The sequence below is a fragment of the Mucilaginibacter sp. P2_D11 genome (assembly GCF_056404435.1).
Window position 1 is genome coordinate 136,308 of record NZ_JBFUEA010000001.1, and the last position, 17,335, is coordinate 153,642.

Sequence of the window (17,335 nt, forward strand, 5' to 3'; positions counted from 1 at the left end):
TACCCTCAAATATAATAATCTTAGAAATAAAAACAAATATTTTTTAAGGGGGTGCAATGTCATGCCATCATCATTTTAAACCCATGTCAGCCCATTGCAAGTATTCACCCAAACACTACATTATCGCTATAATGATGTACAACCCATTTGGAAAAAGCTAAATATTTTAGGATTTTTGCGGCTCCAAGCGTCCATGTTCTTTAGACCATGGTCCATAGCGAAAGTTTAACACCATATTAATTATAAAACGTTTATTACCATGGTCTAACGACTATGGACCATAGATATTTTAAACAAGCAATGATCGAAGAAGCCGAAAAAGACCCGCAGAAACACATCATCATAAAAGGGGCCAGGGTGCACAACCTCAAGAATATGGATGTGGCCATCCCCAAGAATAAGCTGGTGGTTATCACCGGCATGTCGGGTTCGGGCAAATCGTCGCTGGCATTCGATACCCTTTACGCCGAAGGGCAGCGCAGGTATGTAGAAAGCCTGAGCAGCTATGCGCGCCAGTTTTTGGGCCGTATGAACAAGCCAGATGTAGATTATATCAAAGGCATAGCACCTGCCATAGCAATTGAGCAAAAAGTAATCACCAGCAACCCGCGCTCTACGGTGGGCACCAGTACCGAGATATACGATTACCTTAAGCTGTTGTTCTCGCGCATTGGCAAAACTATTTCGCCGGTATCGGGCGGTGTGGTAAAAAAAGATAGCGTTACCGATGTTATCAACTTTATCATGGGCTTGCCTACAGAAACACAGGTAACCATCCTTTGCCCGCTGCATCCGCATAATAACCGCAGCCTTAAAGAGGAGCTTGCGGTACTGATGCAAAAAGGCTTTATCCGCGTGGAGTACAATGGTCAGCTGAACCGCATAGAAAGCATGCTGGAAGATGACAGTATCGATAATACCGCTTTCGGCGCAAAAGGCGAAGTGGAACAGGTAATAGGGAAAACAAAAACCAAAAAAGTTGCCGCAGAGTCCGAAGCCGACCACTCGCAAACTACTACCTACGATGCATTGCGCATCGTTATAGACCGTGTGATTAAAAACGACGAGGACGAAACCGTCAGCCGCCTTGGCGATAGTATCCAGACTGCGTTTTTCGAAGGCAAGGGCGATTGCTATGTAAGATATAAATTGCCCGAATCCTCTGAAGTCCTCTCTATCGGGGAGGATTTAGGTGGGGCTGTAGAGCAGGAGCGTTTCTTCTGCGACCGCTTTGAACTCGACGGCATCCGTTTCGAGGAGCCATCGCCAAACTTCTTTAGCTTCAATAATCCTTATGGGGCCTGTAAGCGTTGCGAAGGCTACGGCAAGGTTATCGGTATAGACGAGGATCTGGTTATCCCCGATAAAAGCAAAACCGTTTACGAAGGCGCCATTGCCCCCTGGCGAGGCGAAAAGATGCGCGAGTGGAACGACAGGCTGGTGAAAAGTTCTATAAAATTCGACTTCCCTATCCACCGCCAATACAACCAACTTACACCCGAGCAGCAACAACTGCTATGGAGCGGTAACCAATACTTCCGTGGGTTGGATGACTTTTTTAAGGAGATGGAAGAGCAGACCTATAAAATCCAATACCGGGTGCTGCTATCGCGATACCGGGGCAAAACCACCTGTCCCGAATGCAAGGGCAGCCGCCTGCGCAAGGATGCATCTTACGTGAAGATCGATAGCAAATCTATCACGGATATCGTATTGATGCCTTTAGATACCGCCCTGGCATTCTTCAGCAGCCTTAACCTCAGCCCTACCGATGTTAAGATAGGCAAACGCCTGCTGCTGGAAATTAACAACCGCCTGCAATTTTTAAATGACGTAGGCCTCAGCTACCTCACCCTTAACCGTCTTTCTAATACCTTATCGGGTGGTGAATCTCAACGCATCAACCTGGCAACCTCTTTGGGCAGTAGCCTGGTAGGATCGGTTTACGTGTTAGATGAACCAAGCATAGGCTTGCACCCCCGCGATACCCAGCGTTTGGTTGGGGTGTTAAAATCGCTGCGCGATGTAGGCAACACGGTATTGGTAGTAGAGCACGAAGAGGAAATAATGAAGGCCGCGGACCATATCATCGATATCGGCCCCGAAGCCGGTACGCATGGCGGCAACCTCATCTTCACCGGCACTTACGAGCAGATCATCGTAGATGATAACAGCCTTACGGGTAAATACCTGAGTGGCCGCGAAGCGATTGCCATACCTGCCCATCGTCGCAAATGGAACGATTACATTGAGATAAAAGGCGCACGCGAAAACAACCTGAACCATGTGGATGCGAAGTTCCCTTTGGGCGTGCTTACGGTGGTTACCGGCGTATCGGGATCCGGTAAAACAAGTTTGGTAAAGCGCGTGCTGGCCCCTGCACTGCAGAAGGCATTGGGCAATTACAACGGCGAGCAAACCGGGAGTTTCGATGGCCTCGACGGTGACATCGCCAAAATAGAACAGGTAGAACTGGTAGACCAGAACCCCATAGGCCGCTCGTCGCGCTCAAACCCGGTTACGTATGTAAAAGCCTGGGATGAGATACGTAACCTGTACGCAGCGCTACCTGTGGCCAAAGCGGCAGGGCTAAAGCCATCGGCTTTTTCGTTCAATGTAGAAGGTGGCCGTTGCGATGTTTGCCAGGGCGAAGGCGAAGTGAAGATAGAAATGCAGTTTATGGCCGATATCTTTTTAACCTGCGAAGCCTGCGGCGGCAAACGCTTTAAGCAACACATCCTGGATGTTACTTATAATGAAAAGAACGTATCCGAGGTATTGGAGCTCACTATTGATGAAGCACTGGAGTTTTTCGGAAAAGAGCCTAAAATACTGGCCAAGATAAAACCACTGGTTGATGTTGGCTTGGGTTATGTACAATTAGGGCAATCGAGCAATACATTATCAGGCGGCGAGGCGCAGCGTATCAAGCTGGCATCGTTCCTGGTGAAAGGCAACAATACGCATAAAACGCTCTTTATTTTTGATGAGCCAACCACCGGCCTGCATTTTGCCGATATCAAAAAACTGCTGAAATCATTTGATGCTCTGCTGGATCATGGCAACACCATCATTGTGATAGAACACAATATGGACGTGATAAAATGCGCCGACTGGGTGATAGACATCGGCCCTGGCGGCGGCAACCGCGGCGGTAACGTGGTATTCGAGGGCGTACCCGAAGATTTGATTAAAAAAGAAGATAGCTTTACCGGGGAGTTTTTAAAAGAGCGGTTTGAGGTGAGGGCCTAGAGGCATAGCCCCCTAACCGCGTGTCGCCTTAGCTATAGCGGTGGCGCAAGGGGGAGCAGAAGTTTTAATAGCGATAGGATTTACCATCGCTATTTTTATTATCGGTTTTTGATTACTCGATGCTGTCTATTCTTTTGATAACGACTCCGTCCCTTTTTATCGTAATAGCAAAAAATACCGAATCATCCACCGCTTTATTCTGCGTTTTATCGAAGGCTGGCTGCCATGCAGGAGCGGCCATAATCAGCAGCCTAAGCTTTACTACGAAATCATTGTCGCCTACACTGCCACCCCCAAACTGCCTCATGATAAATGGCTTCAGCAGTTTCCCCTCCGCAGATATGGTGCTGGTATATACCAATTTTGTGATGTTGAGGTCGGTCGGTTTAATGCGCAGTATCTGTTGCTTTAGCGAATCGGTAAAGGCGGGTGTAATTGCCGCTGCGGTTTTATCCTGCGCTAGCAGTATATGGCCTACAGAACAGATAAATAGCGTTAGGATAAATTTTTTCATGCTTTAAGACGTTGATAAGGCGTGTAAATTTAAATATTTCTTTCCGAAGAATCGATTACAGATATTGGTTTCGGATCCTTCCTGCCCCTGGGGTGGTATAAATTTAGCCTGCTTTTAATCCGGCAAGCTTCTCGTTACGTTTCCGGCTTAAATACTTTCTAACGGGGATATCGTAAATTATCATTACCAGGTAAGCTGCGCCCACTAACAGTATCAATGAGGCGATGATGATAAGCGCCAATTGCCCGGTGCCCGGTTTATGGCTGCCATAATAGTTGCCAAACATCCACAGCACAGCGTAATGCGTCATGTACAAGGGGTAGGATATTTCCCCCGAGAAGATGCATATCTTTTTTAAGCCGGGCGTTAACGTAGCCCCTGCGCCCAGGGCTATCAACAAAGGGAAGTAGAAGAGTACTACCAAAGGTTCGGACAACCAGTTCCACTTAGAAAAGGGCATCACAAAAGCCAGGAACAACAATATGGCTATGCCGATAAATCCCAACTTGTTTTTGATGATCCAGTTGGCGCGGTAAATAAGCAGCCCTGCTAAAAAGGAATAAGTTATACGGGCGCTACCATCCCAAAAGGTTGGGCCGCTCCATCCACCCATTAAATTACCCGAACGGTAGGCCACAAGGCAAATACCCAGGGCCGCCAAAATGGCTAGAAGCAGCAGGTAGCGTCGGTTTATTTTACAAAGCACGAAGGCATATGCAACATTGGCAATATATTCCCAAAAGAGCGACCACGCCGGTGCATTGAAACTGAACAGGTTAAAGCCACGATCGGCTATTACGGGGAGGGGAATAAGCAACAGGGAACAGATAAAGGTAAGCGCAACTTTGCCTGCACTGTATAATTCGGGGTGGCCGCCAAAGGGATCGAAGAGGAAGGCCAGCAGGCCTAATACCGATCCTAATATAACCAGCGGGTGCAGCCTGATGATGCGCGATTTGAAAAATTCCAGCACGCCCATTTTTCCTATACGATCGTCATACGCGTACCCGATAACAAAGCCCGATAGGCAGAAAAAGAAATCTACGGCCAGGAAACCGTGCCCTATGAAATCCTTACTGTAATCACTATAGGCCCATTCCATAAAATGGAAGGTAACTACAGATAAGGCTGCTACGCCCCTTAAACCGTCGAGGATGTGGAAGTGTTGTTTTGTTTGCAGTATTGCCGGGGCAGATTTGTCGTTATCCATTTATTTGTAGCCCTTGCCCTAGGTATTAAACTGCGGGTTATCCATAATCAGCAGGGCCAGTACATCTTCTTTATCTTTACCCAACTGCACCACCAGTTCATCCAGCGATGCGAAGTGGATATCCTCGCGGACGAAGTGAAGAAACTCCATACGGAGCTGCTTGTTGTAAATTTCCTGATTGAAATCGAAGATATTCACCTCGATGTTGCGCGTCATGCCGTTAACGGTGGGGCGGTGGCCTATATAGGCCATGCCGTTGTAATCTTTTCCCTCTACATTTACGCGTACGGCATAGATGCCATCTGATGGGATAAGTTTATACTTTTCTTCCAACATGAGGTTGGCGGTAGGGTAGCCTAGCTGCCGGCCCAATTGGTCGCCGCGGATAACCTTACCGGTGATGAAGAAAGGGTAGCCCAGGCATTCGTTAGCGATATCAATCTCCCCATCGAGCAGGGCAGTGCGGATGCGGGTAGAGCTGATAGCCACATCGTTGATATCCTGCTCGGGTATTTCCAATACCTCGAAACCGTATTCGGGCGCAAGGCGCAGCAAATCTTCCAGCCCTCCTTTGCGGTCTTTGCCGAAGCGGTGGTCGTAACCTATGACGATAGTTTTAGTGCCGATTTTCTTCACCAGTACATCGCGGATGTATTCCTCGGCACTTTGGTTGCTGAAGTCCCTCGAAAAAGGGGTGATGATCAAATGGTCAACCCCCAGTTGCTCCATCAGCGATGCTTTTTCGGCAATGGTGGTGATGAGCTTGATGTTTTCATCCTCGGGGTGCAGTATCATCCGCGGATGCGGAAAAAAAGTAAGGATAACCGTTTCCGCATCAGATGCTGTGGCTAATTCCTTTAAGCGCGAAATAATTTTGCGGTGCCCAATATGCACGCCGTCAAACGTGCCAATGGTAACCACGGCATTTTTTACGGGAACGAACTCATCGATGTGATGGTAAATCTTCATAGTAGTATTAGCACAAAGGTAACCGCAGAAAGCATAATTGAGAAGCTTTTTACTATCGCTACAAATTAATGGCCGATTATTGACGAATCACCTACAGTGCCAACACTTTTTAATTCCCTAATTGTATTTACCAATTCCAATACTTCGTGCGCATCTTCTATACGGTAATTACCGCTGCGGGTGCGGCGTAAGCGCGATAGGTAGGCACCATTGTTAAGGGCTGCGCCAAAATCGTTCGCCAGCGAGCGGATGTAAGTGCCCTTGCTGCACACTACCCTAAAATCAACTTCGGGCAGCTCTATGCGGGTTATCTCAAATTCAGTAATGGTAACGTTGCGCAGGCGCAGTTCCACTTCCTCGCCGCGGCGGGCCTTTTCGTACAGGCGCTCGCCATCAATTTTTATAGCAGAGTGAGCCGGCGGGTACTGCTGTATATCGCCCGTAAACTGCGCACAGGCGGCTTTTATTTGTTCTTCGGTAAGGTGTGCGGTATCGAATTTAATCTCCGGTTCGCTCTCCAAATCGTAAGTGGGGGTGGTGGCGCCTAATACCATGGTGCCGGTGTATTCCTTTTCCTCGGCCTGGAAGGTATCTATCTGCTTAGTCATTTTGCCGGTGCAGATGATGAGCAGGCCGGTAGCCAGGGGATCCAGCGTGCCGGCGTGGCCCACCTTTAGCTTTAAGGGCTTAAAGGCATTGCGCAGTTTGCCAACTACATCAAAGCTGGTCCATTTGTAGGGTTTGTTTACCAGCAAAAGCTGGCCATCGGCAAATTGCTGTATATTGGTGAAAGAAGTAGTGCTCAATGTAAGAATTTAAGCGGCAAAGGTAAGTGTCTGAACTCGAATTTTAAGGAATTTTGAGAATAGCCAGAATTTGTGCTCACATTGCTGTTATTCATTAATTCTGTAAAGTTCTATAGATTTCATAAAATTCGAGTTCAGACCAATAGCCACCAAACAAAAATAGCGATGGCTTTTGGCGCATCGCTATCAATGATATATTGTAGAAAAATCCTTTATATAACTTGCAGGTCGTGTTTGGTAAGGATCAGGATAATGATAACCCCACCTACCAAAATACGGTACCAGCCAAATAATTGGAAGCCGCGTTTCTCGAGGAATGTGATGAATGTTTTGATAGCCAACAAAGCCACGATAAAGGCGATTACGTTGCCAATGGCCAGCAGCTTTATTTCTTCGCCGGTAAAAACATGGCCGTCGTGAATGAAATCGAATAGTTTTTTGGCAGTTGCTGCAAACATAGTAGGCACCGCCAAAAAGAACGAAAACTCGGCAGCAGCCTTACGGCTCAACTTTTGGCTCATGCCACCTACGATGGTAGCTGCAGAGCGCGAGGTGCCGGGTATCATAGATAAACACTGGAAGAAACCGATCTTAAGTGCGGTTAAATAGCTTATTTCCTTTTCTTCCTTAACATCGGGCTGGTTAAACCATTTATCAACAAACAGCAATATAATACCGCCGATAAATAAAGTGATGCCTACGGTTAGGGCGCTCTCCATCAATTGGTCTATTTTTTTGCTGAACAACAAGCCGAATACCGCGGCCGGAAGGAAGGCGACGAATAGTTTGTAATAAAAATCGAGGGTTTGGAAAAAGCGTTTCCAGTACAGTACCACTACCGAAAGTATAGCGCCTAACTGTATGGCTACCGTAAACAACTTTACGAATTCGTTGCTTTGGATACCCATTATAGAGGAGGCGATAATCATATGCCCGGTTGACGATATAGGCAAAAACTCGGTAATGCCTTCAACTATCGCCAGTACAATTACATGTATTAAATTCATGCTTTAGCGGCCGGTTTTTTTAGGATCGCGTAAAAACCTAAACCAAAGCCTGCCAGCACTACCACGGGGGCAATCACAATTTTAGTGGTGCTGTAAATATCTGTTTTGCCGCTCATCAGTACGAAACCGAAGGTTACTACAGCAATGCTGATAATGAGCCATAGGTAGTTCTCCTTACCGAACACGAATTGCGCCTGCGGGGCGGTACTTACCGGCTGTGTTTTAGCCGGAGCGGTTGTTTTAGCCGGGGCAACCGGTTTTGATACTTGTGCCATTTTATTAATTAGTGAATGAGCAATTTTTGAATTAATGAATTATTGAATTAGTGAGTGATTTGTTGATTCAGCTACACCAATGAACTAATGACTAATGAACCAGTGAACTAATAAACTACCTGTAAAGGTCGTATATTTTTAGGCGCAGGAATTTGTTTACCGCCAGGTAAGTGCTCACGGCCGACATGATAACACCGATGCCGATAATCCCCAGGAACACGATGCCAAACTCGGTATAGTTGCGCAGGATAACCAGATCGGGTATTTGCTGGTAAGCCAGGTAAAGCGTACCGATAAGGATCAATATAGCGATCAAGCCGCCCAAAAGGCCATGCCATATACCATAGAGCAAAAACGGCTTGCGGATGAACCCTTTTGTTGCGCCCACTAACTGCATCGATTTAATCAGAAACCTTTGCGAATAGATAGCCAGCCTGATGGTGTTATTGATGAGTGCTACCGATAGCACCACGAATATACTGGCGAATGCCAATATCACCAGGATAATCGATTTTAAGTTCTGGTTCATTTGGTCTACCAAACTTTGCTGATATTTTACTTCTTTCACCAAAGGGTTTTTCATCAGCTCGGCTTTGAATTTCTCGATGCCGGCGTTGTTGGCGTAATCGGCCTTGAGGTACACATCCAGCGATTGCGATAGCGGGTTGTAGCCCAGGAATTTCACGAAGTCTTCGCCAAGGTCCTTCTGCAGGTTGCGCGCGGCAAGCTCCTTGCTTACGTACTGGGTTTGCTTCACCATGGGATTGCCTTCCAGCTGTTTCTGAAATTGTAGCACATCGGTTTCGTGGGCGGCATCGTCCATAAAAATATTTACCACGATGTTCTCTTTCACGTAGCGCGAGAGGTTATTCGCTTTCACCAATATCAGCCCCAGCAGCCCGATCATCAATAAAACCATGGCAATACCAAAAACGGTAGAGATGTATATCGTTTTGGTTTTCCTGGCCGATGCGCTTGTTTCGAATTCTTCCATATTTTTAGATATGAGATGTAAGTTTTTAGATATGAGACTAAGAAAGCTTAGCCCACAGCTATCACCATAGTTTGCGAAAATAACAAACCTGCCCTAAAGGTAAAAGTTTATGCGGGATAATTAACAATAATTAACGCAACATCTCCGCACATCACCACATCGTCATTGCGAGGAACGAAGACAACCGACCGAAGGAAGCTCATTGATTCCATAAAGAAAAATTAGCACATCAATAATCTCTACGTTCTACAGGCGGATTTGCAAGGTGCTCTGCTCATAGGGAGATTGCTTCGTTCCTCGCAATGACGCTTTTTTAAACAAATACCTAAACCCCAATGTTATCCCATATATGACAACACCCGCAAACGACCACGATAAACCATCGCCATCTGATACGCCTACCGACAGGCCGAACGACGAGGGACACAAAAGCGTAGTGAAACAACGCGATAAGCAATACCATGCCGACGAACCCGAACAGCACGATGTAGCCAAAAAGCACGAGAACGAGGAGCAACCCGTTGCCCCCATAAAGAAAGCGCCGAAGAGCGACCAGCCCGACGCATCTGATGATGATGCCCGCCGATTGGAATCTAAGTAAGGCTAAACGGACTTGGCTATACCCGCCGAATTGAATTGCAGATCGTAAAGTTTGCGGTAGTAGCCGTTTTCTATGCGCAGCAGTTCCTGGTGGGTGCCGCTCTCCATAATCTCGCCATGGTCTAAAACGATAATCTTATCGGCATTTTGAATGGTAGAAAGCCGGTGTGCTATTACGATGGCCGTGCGGCCCTGCATCAGTTTGTTGATAGCGTTTTGTATCAGTAATTCAGTTTCGGTATCAACGGAAGAAGTAGCTTCATCCAGCACCAATATGGCCGGGTTGTACACCAGAGCGCGTATAAACGAAATCAACTGCGCCTGGCCTGCCGATAGGGTTGCGCCGCGTTCCATCACGTTATAGTCGTAGCCGCCGGGCAAGCGTTCAATAAACTCATGCGCGCCCACATCTTTGGCTGCTGCGATGATTTCTTCGCGCGTTATCTGCCTATTGTTCAGGCTGATGTTATTGCCGATGGTATCGGTAAACAAAAATACATCCTGTATTACGGTCGCAATTTTTGAGCGCAGGTAATCTACCTTGTAATCCCTTATATCCAGGCCATCTACCGTTACCCGGCCTTTGCCTATCTCGTAAAACCGGTTGAGGATATTGATGGTAGATGATTTGCCTGCGCCGGTTGCCCCCACCAAAGCCAGTGTCTCGCCGGGTTTGATGTGGAAATTGATATTTTTGAGCACCCAGTTCTCGTCGTTATAAGCAAACCATACATCCTTAAATTGGATATCGCCCTGCAATACCGGTGGTGCAAGTTTGCCGTTATCGGCTGCTACCTCATCGGTATCCAGCACTTTGAATATCCTGTCGGCACCTACCATGCCCATTTGCAGGGTGTTGAATTTATCGGCCAGCTGGCGTATAGGGCGGAAGAGCATATTCAGCAAGGCAATAAAGGCGGTTATCTTGCCGATGGTTACGCCCTTTGCATCTGCCGATAGCATGTTCAGCTGCTGATCTGTAAGTATCCTTTTGCAGCCGTACCAAACCAGCAGGGCCATACAAATGGCAAACAAAATTTCTACCACCGGGAAAAAGATAGAGTAGTACCAGTTGGAGCGAATGTTAGCATCGCGGTATTTTTGGTTAACAGCGCGAAACTTGCGCATCTCCTGCTCCTCGCGGGCAAAGTATTGGATAATGCTGATGCCGCTGATATGCTCGGCCAAAAACGTATTCAGCTGCGCCACCTGCGTGCGTACTTCCTGGAACGATGATTTGATGGCCTCCTTGAACACATAAGTGGATGCGAACAGGAATGGCATGGGAATGAGCGTGATCAGTGCCAGTTTCCAATCTTCGGCAAGCATGTAGCCTATTACAGCAATCACCAGCAGCATATCGCCCATAATGGAGATAAGCCCTTCGGAGAAGATATCGGCTATGGTTTCCAGGTCGGACACCGTACGGGTAATGAGCATACCGATTGGCGTGCGGTCGAAATATTTGAGCCGCAAGCTGATGATGTGGTTGAATACATCGATACGCAAATCGCGGATGACGGATTGGCCAAGTGAGTTGGTGAGGTATGTTTGGTAATACTGTGCAAGGGTTTGGATAACGAGCTGCCCCACCATCAGTTCTACCATAAAAACCAGCCCGTGGTAGTTGTTGGCGAGGATATATTTATCGAGTGTGCGCTGGATGAGTATGGGCTGGATAAGCGCGACCACCGCCAAAAAAACAGTGAGGAAACCTGACAGCACGAACACGCCCATATAGGGTTTTACGTAACGCATAACGCGCTTGAGCAATTGCCAATCGAAGGCTTTGCCGGTAACAACAGGTTTCCCCGTGTTCCCTGTAGCAGAAGGGGCCGTTTTTTGAGCAGTTTCTTTATTTCCTTTTTCTGTACTCATTCTTAATAGTTTACTAACCATTTAGCGGCCGGGGCAAATACGGATACTTTACTTCCGTTAAATACAAGCCGCAGGCGGGTACGCTGGTGCCGGCTTTGCTGCGGTTCTTGCTTTCGATAATATCACGGATGCCCTCCGGGGGTATCTCACCGCGGCCGACCATGATCAGCGTGCCTACTATGGCCCTCACCATATTACGTAAAAAACGGTCGGCAGATATTTTGAATACGATACCTTTTTCGGTGGTCTCCCATACTGCTTTTACAATTTTACAATTATTGGTTTTAACCTGCGTATTAGATTTGCTGAAACAGCTAAAATCTGTGTATTCCATGACGATTGCCGCTGCCTGGTTCATCAAATCCAGGTCGGGTCTGTCGCGCAGCAACCAGGAGTAACCGTGCCTGAAAGGGTCTTTCTCAAAATGGATATGGTATTCGTAACTCCGCAGCGTGGCGTCGAAACGGGCATGCGCTTCGGGGGCTACGGGAATGATGTTTTTAATGGCAATATCATAGGGGAGGAGGGAGTTTAACCCCCTAACCCCCTGAAGAGGGAACTTTTGAACAGCATTTTCTGCTCCTCCGCTAGCCAGCGGAGGCCGGGGGGGCTCATCAAAATGCGCAAAATACTCTGTCGCATGCACGCCGGTATCGGTGCGGCCACAGCCGGTAGTTTCTATAGGTAGGCGCAGCAGAGTGGATAAGGCTTTGTTCAATAGCTCCTGTACGCTTACCGCATTTTGCTGTACCTGCCAGCCATGGTAATTAGTACCATCGTAAGCCAGTTCGATAAAATAACGCTGAGTATCTGCCACGGGGCAAAGGTAGTAAACTACTGTTATGTAGGCAGTGCCCGAAGTGATTAACTGCTATGGATGGTCAGCAAATTTACGGTCGTCCAATAAACCAGATTGGTGTCGGGTGAATTTGTTAGTAGTAAAAAAGGGCTACCCGCCAAAGGGAGAGAGATTAGTACACCTAATCCAATAAATCCCCAGGCTACAGGGTTACGCTTAAGCTTATAGCCCAGGTGGGCGTACCCAAGAAAGATGATGATTGCTATTATCCCCATTTTGAAATTCGACATAAATATACATCCTTATTTCATCTTTTATGCGGCAATAACAAATTGGCATTATCAATTATTAAAACAATTATCTTTGCTGCTCTTAAACTAAAAAAATGCTACAACGAATACAAAGTATATACCTCCTTGCTGCCTCTATTGTGATGTTCGGGCTGTTTGTTTTCCCGCTGGCACATAATATTTATGTGGATAGCAAACTGGTTAACGTAACGGTTACGGGTGTTTACGAAATAGTGAACGGACAAGAAAAACATACCGAAGTTTTTACCGCCTTATCGGTAGTTACCGTAATTGCGGCGCTGGTCCCTCTCGTTATCATCTTCCTTTATAAGAACCGCAAGCAGCAGATTGCCTTATGCTATAGCGCTATACTGGTGCTCATCGGCTACAGCTTCTGGATGGCACAAACCGTAAAGAAGGTGGTTGGCGATATTACCCTCGAGTACAAGAATATGGGGATTGGCTTGTTCCTTACCTCGCTTAGCATCATCCTGATTATCTTTGCATTCAAAGCCATACAACGCGACGAGAAGTTGGTGAAATCGGCAGATAGGCTGAGGTAATTTCGGAATACGGATTTGCGATTTCGGATTTTTACTGCCTTAAGGTTTGCCTGGCCGTTTAATCAAGCCCGTATTTTTTGCGGATATTATCCATAACCTCATTAACAGGCGTGCCTAAGCCGGCATCTGCTTGTGCCATTGAGGCGTTTAGTTGCTGTTTTTGAAATTCGGGTAAAGAATCCCATTCTTCGTCGCCATCTTCAGATATTAAATAATCTGTCACCATTTTATTCAACTCCTTTAGCTGCCTTTCGTTTGCCTGTAAAATCTTATGGAAAAGCTCAAATCGTAAGTTATCCGCGTCCATCCCAAATCAAATTATTAAAGTATTATTAAAACCAACGAAAGCCACCTTATTGAGATGGCTTTCGCTTTTATAAGCAGCTTTGTAATCGTTCCTAGCTGCCGGGATACTCACTTGATAAATCGGTGTAATCCTGAATTAAACTTCCGCCAGGCTGTCGCCGGTTACGGTTGCTTTTATCTTCTTTTCCAGTTCTTCCATCAGTTCGGGGTTATCCAATATCAATTGTTTAACGGCATCGCGGCCCTGGCCCAGGCGGGTATCGCCGTAGCTAAACCATGAACCTGCTTTCTTGATGATGTTGTACTCTACGCCCAGATCGATAATTTCGCCGGCTTTAGAAATACCCTCGCCAAACATAATGTCGAACTCGGCTATACGGAATGGCGGAGCCACTTTATTCTTAACAATTTTCACCTTAACGCGGTTACCAGATACCTCGTCGGTATCTTTTATCTGTGATATACGGCGCACATCCAAACGTACCGAAGCATAAAACTTCAAAGCGTTACCGCCCGTGGTAGTTTCGGGGTTACCGAACATTACGCCGATCTTATCACGCAACTGGTTGATGAATATACAGCAGCAGCCGGTTTTGCTGATGGTGCCGGTAAGCTTACGCAAGGCTTGCGACATTAAACGTGCATGGAGGCCCATTTTAGAGTCGCCCATTTCGCCTTCAATTTCCGCCTTTGGCACTAATGCCGCAACAGAGTCTATAACCAGGATATCGATAGCGCCCGAGCGGATAAGGTTATCGGCAATCTCTAAAGCCTGCTCGCCGTTATCGGGCTGTGAGATAAGCAAGTTCTCTACGTCTACACCCAGTTTCTTGGCATAAAACCTGTCGAAAGCGTGCTCCGCATCTATAAAGGCAGCAATACCGCCTTTCTTCTGCGATTCGGCGATGGCATGTATGGCAAGGGTGGTTTTACCGGACGATTCGGGGCCGTAGATTTCTATCACCCTGCCTTTTGGCAAACCGCCTACGCCTAATGCGATATCCAGGCCCAGCGAGCCGGTAGATATTACTTCAGTAGGCTCTATGGCTTGTTCGCCCAGCTTCATGATAGTCCCTTTTCCGTACGATTTTTCCAGCTTATCAAGGGTAAGCTGTAATGCCTTCATTTTATCTGTATTGCTCATCTCTATTTTTTTCGTGAAACAAATATAAAAAGTGTTTTTGATATTTGCTAATTTTTTTAGTAATTATTTTTATTTATCACAACACGTCTTTGCTAGCGAAGCGCGGCAATCATCGGCATGCATTGCCGCCTTGCAAATCCGCTATGCTTAAGGTGCTTTCCCCGTAATAACGACGATGTGATTGGTGCATGAAATTAATCAACAGGCCGCGCCTCATCAAATATCTTTATCAACACTGCGCTTCTTCAGCTCCTTTACAATAGCATTTTGAATTTTCTTCTTTTTGGTATCTTTTGCTTTACGGAGTTTCAGGGCCTCGGCTTTCAGCAAGGCAGTTTCGGTATTGTGCTGGGCGTAATACTTGCAAAACCAGGTTAGGGGGCATATCTCGCATTTGGGGCTGCGGGCCACGCATATATACCGCCCGTGTAGTATCAGCCAGTGGTGGGCTATGGCCAGCGTGTTTTCGGGTAGGTTTTGTACCAATTGCTTTTCTACTGCCAGTGGCGTGCTGGCGCGAACAAGCCCAAGCCTATTAGCCACCCTAAACACGTGCGTATCCACCGCTATCGCAGGCGCATCAAACACTACCGATGCAATTACATTGGCGGTTTTGCGGCCCACGCCGGGCATCATCTGCAATTCATCCAGTCCCGAAGGTACCACCCCGCCGAACCTTTCCATCAGCATTTTACCCATGCCGGCCAGGTGCTTGGCCTTGTTATTGGGATAGCTTACGCTGCGGATATAAGTGAATATCTCGTCGGCATCCGAAGCGGCAAGCGCAGCAGCGTCGGGGAAGCGTTCGAAAAGTTTGGGCGTTACCTGGTTGATGCGCTTATCGGTACACTGGGCGGATAAAATTACGGCTACCAGCAGTTGGTAAGGGTTTTCGTAATGCAGCTCGGTAACCGCGTCGGGTTGGTTCTTTGAAAAGTATCCTACGAAATGGCGGTAACGTTCGGCTTTTAACATGGTTCATTAGTTCACTGGTTCATTAGTTCATTGGTGTTTGAACCGGCGATTACGAATGCAATTATATCAAACTTTGCACCAATGAACAAGTGAACTAATGAACCACTGAACTAAAATAGAAAGGTTCACAAATCTAACTATCGGCCTTGCCAATTAGTAGGATTCATGAACCAGTGTCGGGGGATGCGGTGCTTAGCGCAGGCTCTTCGAATAATCGAGGATGTGGTGGATGGTTTGCAGCTTCGGCTTCTTTTTCAGAAGGTCAAGCTCGGCATGGATAGAGTGATAGAATATCACTGAGTCCGCGTCCAGATTTTCCATTGATCCTGATTCTTTCATCTGAGCTTTGTTAGTGACCGCGTAAAAATTTGTTGTAAAGGTTTCACCCATAAGCTATCTGTTTTTTTTATTTAGAAAGATAACGATTGTTAAACACGAATATTTTATAAAGATGAAAATTTAATGAAATTTTTTTCATCTTGTTAACCGGCTGATAATGTTTGGCTAAACCGATACTCATTGTGTCTAATAGACGCATCTGGTTACGCTTTATTTGCGCCCCGGATTACCCCACAAAAATGCACCTGCAAATGCCCTTTGCGCCAATTGCGATCGCATATTTTTAATTAGCTTTATGGCAAAATCACCTGTCCCCATCATGAAATTAAGAACCCTTATCCTTTCGGCGGTAATTGTTGCGGCCGCGTGCGTATCTGCCTGCGTTAGTCCGGCTGCTAAACCCTACGAGGCCCCTGCTTTAGGCGATTATTTTAAAGACACCACCTCGGGCGTTAAAACCGGCGGTGTGCAAATGATAACCATCAATACGCCCAAAGGCAAGTTTAGGGTGTGGACGAAAAAGCTGGGCAACAGCCCCACCATGAAACTGCTGCTGCTGAACGGCGGCCCGGGCGCAACGCACGAATATTTCGAATGCATGGAGAGCTTTTTGCCTGCAAAAGGCATCGAGCTGATTTATTACGACCAGTTGGGCTGCGGCAACTCCGATAACCCCAAAGACACCACCATGTGGGATTTGGCCCGGTACGTGGAAGAGGTAGAGCAGGTGCGCCAGGCCCTGCACCTGGATAAGGATAATTTTTACCTGCTTGGCCACTCCTGGGGCGGCATTTTGGCTACAGAGCACGCGCTGAAATACCAGGCACACCTCAAAGGCCTTATTATCTCTAACATGATGGTGAGCTGCCCGGATTACGGCAGATATTCGGAAGTGCTGGCTAAACAGATGGACCCGAAAGTATTGGCCCAGATACGCGATATAGAAGCTAAAAAAGACTTTGCCAATCCTAATTATATGGGCCTCCTGCAACCCAATTTTTACGAAAAGCACATCCTGAGGATGCCAGGCGCCGAATGGCCCGAGACGGTAACCCGTTCCCTCGGAAAAACCAATCAATCCTTATACGTTACCATGCAGGGCCCAAGCGAGTTTGGTATTGCAGGCAAACTGACCAATTGGGACCGTAAAAAAGAGATAAAAAGCCTTATCGTACCAACCCTTAGCATTGGCGGGGAATACGATACTATGGACCCCAAACACATGGCCTGGATAGCCACCCAGGTGCAAAACGGCAGCTACCTCTATTGCAAAAACGGCAGCCACATGAGCATGTACGATGACCAGCGCACCTACATGCGCGGCCTGGCCAGATTCATCACCGGCGTAAATAAGGGCCTGAAGAAGGTGGAATTATAAGGAGTTCATGGTTTATAGATGATAGTTCATGGATAA

Annotated in this window: 17 protein-coding genes; 4 read left to right on the plus strand and 13 right to left on the minus strand. The window is 47.0% G+C overall.

Annotated features, from left to right (window positions below; genetic code table 11):
• Nucleotides 1-300: 300 nt before the first annotated feature.
• Nucleotides 301-3,252 (plus strand): excinuclease ABC subunit UvrA, encoded by a 2,952-nt coding sequence (gene uvrA / locus AC1DXC_RS00525; RefSeq protein WP_477457165.1) that lies wholly within the window; start codon nucleotides 301-303, stop codon nucleotides 3,250-3,252.
• A 112-nt stretch (nucleotides 3,253-3,364) separates the two neighbouring features.
• Here uvrA and AC1DXC_RS00530 read toward each other — a convergent pair whose 3' ends face one another.
• From AC1DXC_RS00530 to AC1DXC_RS00560, 7 genes are all read right to left on the minus strand, one after another.
• Entirely contained in the window at nucleotides 3,365-3,766 is a 402-nt protein-coding gene (locus AC1DXC_RS00530) for a hypothetical protein (RefSeq protein WP_477457166.1), read from the minus strand.
• Between the two features lie 103 nt (nucleotides 3,767-3,869).
• Nucleotides 3,870-4,976: an acyltransferase family protein gene (locus AC1DXC_RS00535; RefSeq protein ID WP_477457167.1), complete on the minus strand. Its 1,107-nt coding sequence runs from the start codon at nucleotides 4,974-4,976 to the stop codon at nucleotides 3,870-3,872.
• 18 nt (nucleotides 4,977-4,994) lie between these two features.
• Nucleotides 4,995-5,945 (minus strand): bifunctional riboflavin kinase/FAD synthetase, encoded by a 951-nt coding sequence (locus AC1DXC_RS00540; RefSeq protein ID WP_477457168.1) that lies wholly within the window; start codon nucleotides 5,943-5,945, stop codon nucleotides 4,995-4,997.
• Between the two features lie 65 nt (nucleotides 5,946-6,010).
• Entirely contained in the window at nucleotides 6,011-6,751 is a 741-nt protein-coding gene (truB, locus tag AC1DXC_RS00545) for a tRNA pseudouridine(55) synthase TruB (RefSeq protein WP_477457169.1), read from the minus strand.
• A 212-nt stretch (nucleotides 6,752-6,963) separates the two neighbouring features.
• Nucleotides 6,964-7,758: an undecaprenyl-diphosphate phosphatase gene (locus AC1DXC_RS00550; RefSeq protein WP_477457170.1), complete on the minus strand. Its 795-nt coding sequence runs from the start codon at nucleotides 7,756-7,758 to the stop codon at nucleotides 6,964-6,966.
• Complete coding sequence (locus AC1DXC_RS00555) at nucleotides 7,755-8,033, minus strand: DUF3098 domain-containing protein (RefSeq protein ID WP_477457171.1); 279 nt, start codon at nucleotides 8,031-8,033, stop codon at nucleotides 7,755-7,757. The genes AC1DXC_RS00550 and AC1DXC_RS00555 overlap by 4 nt, the downstream gene beginning before the upstream one ends.
• Before the next feature lie 115 nt (nucleotides 8,034-8,148).
• Nucleotides 8,149-9,027: a cell division protein FtsX gene (locus AC1DXC_RS00560; protein WP_477457172.1), complete on the minus strand. Its 879-nt coding sequence runs from the start codon at nucleotides 9,025-9,027 to the stop codon at nucleotides 8,149-8,151.
• A gap of 349 nt (nucleotides 9,028-9,376) precedes the next feature.
• Here AC1DXC_RS00560 and AC1DXC_RS00565 point away from each other — a divergent pair, with 349 nt between their 5' ends.
• Nucleotides 9,377-9,628: a hypothetical protein gene (locus AC1DXC_RS00565; RefSeq protein ID WP_477457173.1), complete on the plus strand. Its 252-nt coding sequence runs from the start codon at nucleotides 9,377-9,379 to the stop codon at nucleotides 9,626-9,628.
• 2 nt (nucleotides 9,629-9,630) lie between these two features.
• On the opposite strand, the gene AC1DXC_RS00570 is transcribed toward AC1DXC_RS00565, so the two are convergent.
• Nucleotides 9,631-11,385, minus strand: a complete 1,755-nt coding sequence (locus tag AC1DXC_RS00570; protein ID WP_477457626.1) for an ABC transporter ATP-binding protein — start codon at nucleotides 11,383-11,385, stop codon at nucleotides 9,631-9,633.
• 133 nt (nucleotides 11,386-11,518) lie between these two features.
• Nucleotides 11,519-12,322: a tRNA pseudouridine(38-40) synthase TruA gene (gene truA / locus AC1DXC_RS00575; RefSeq protein ID WP_477457174.1), complete on the minus strand. Its 804-nt coding sequence runs from the start codon at nucleotides 12,320-12,322 to the stop codon at nucleotides 11,519-11,521.
• Between the two features lie 367 nt (nucleotides 12,323-12,689).
• On the opposite strand from truA, the gene AC1DXC_RS00580 reads away from it, so the two are divergent.
• Nucleotides 12,690-13,157, plus strand: coding sequence for a DUF4293 domain-containing protein (locus AC1DXC_RS00580; protein ID WP_477457175.1), 468 nt, complete (start codon nucleotides 12,690-12,692; stop codon nucleotides 13,155-13,157).
• Nucleotides 13,158-13,215: 58 nt separating this feature from the next.
• Here AC1DXC_RS00580 and AC1DXC_RS00585 read toward each other — a convergent pair whose 3' ends face one another.
• The 4 genes from AC1DXC_RS00585 to AC1DXC_RS00600 form a co-directional block, all read right to left on the minus strand.
• Entirely contained in the window at nucleotides 13,216-13,464 is a 249-nt protein-coding gene (locus AC1DXC_RS00585) for a hypothetical protein (RefSeq protein ID WP_477457176.1), read from the minus strand.
• Between the two features lie 135 nt (nucleotides 13,465-13,599).
• Nucleotides 13,600-14,607 carry a recombinase RecA gene (gene recA / locus AC1DXC_RS00590; RefSeq protein WP_477457177.1) on the minus strand — a complete coding sequence of 336 codons (1,008 nt, stop codon included), beginning with the start codon at nucleotides 14,605-14,607 and terminating at the stop codon, nucleotides 13,600-13,602.
• Between the two features lie 216 nt (nucleotides 14,608-14,823).
• A complete protein-coding gene (gene nth, locus AC1DXC_RS00595; RefSeq protein WP_477457178.1) occupies nucleotides 14,824-15,582 on the minus strand; it encodes an endonuclease III in 759 nt (252 codons plus the stop codon).
• 192 nt (nucleotides 15,583-15,774) lie between these two features.
• Nucleotides 15,775-15,972: a hypothetical protein gene (locus AC1DXC_RS00600; RefSeq protein ID WP_477457179.1), complete on the minus strand. Its 198-nt coding sequence runs from the start codon at nucleotides 15,970-15,972 to the stop codon at nucleotides 15,775-15,777.
• A 268-nt stretch (nucleotides 15,973-16,240) separates the two neighbouring features.
• Between AC1DXC_RS00600 and AC1DXC_RS00605 the strand changes: the two genes are divergently transcribed.
• Nucleotides 16,241-17,299 (plus strand): proline iminopeptidase-family hydrolase, encoded by a 1,059-nt coding sequence (locus AC1DXC_RS00605; RefSeq protein WP_477457180.1) that lies wholly within the window; start codon nucleotides 16,241-16,243, stop codon nucleotides 17,297-17,299.
• The last annotated feature ends 36 nt before the right edge of the window (nucleotides 17,300-17,335 follow it).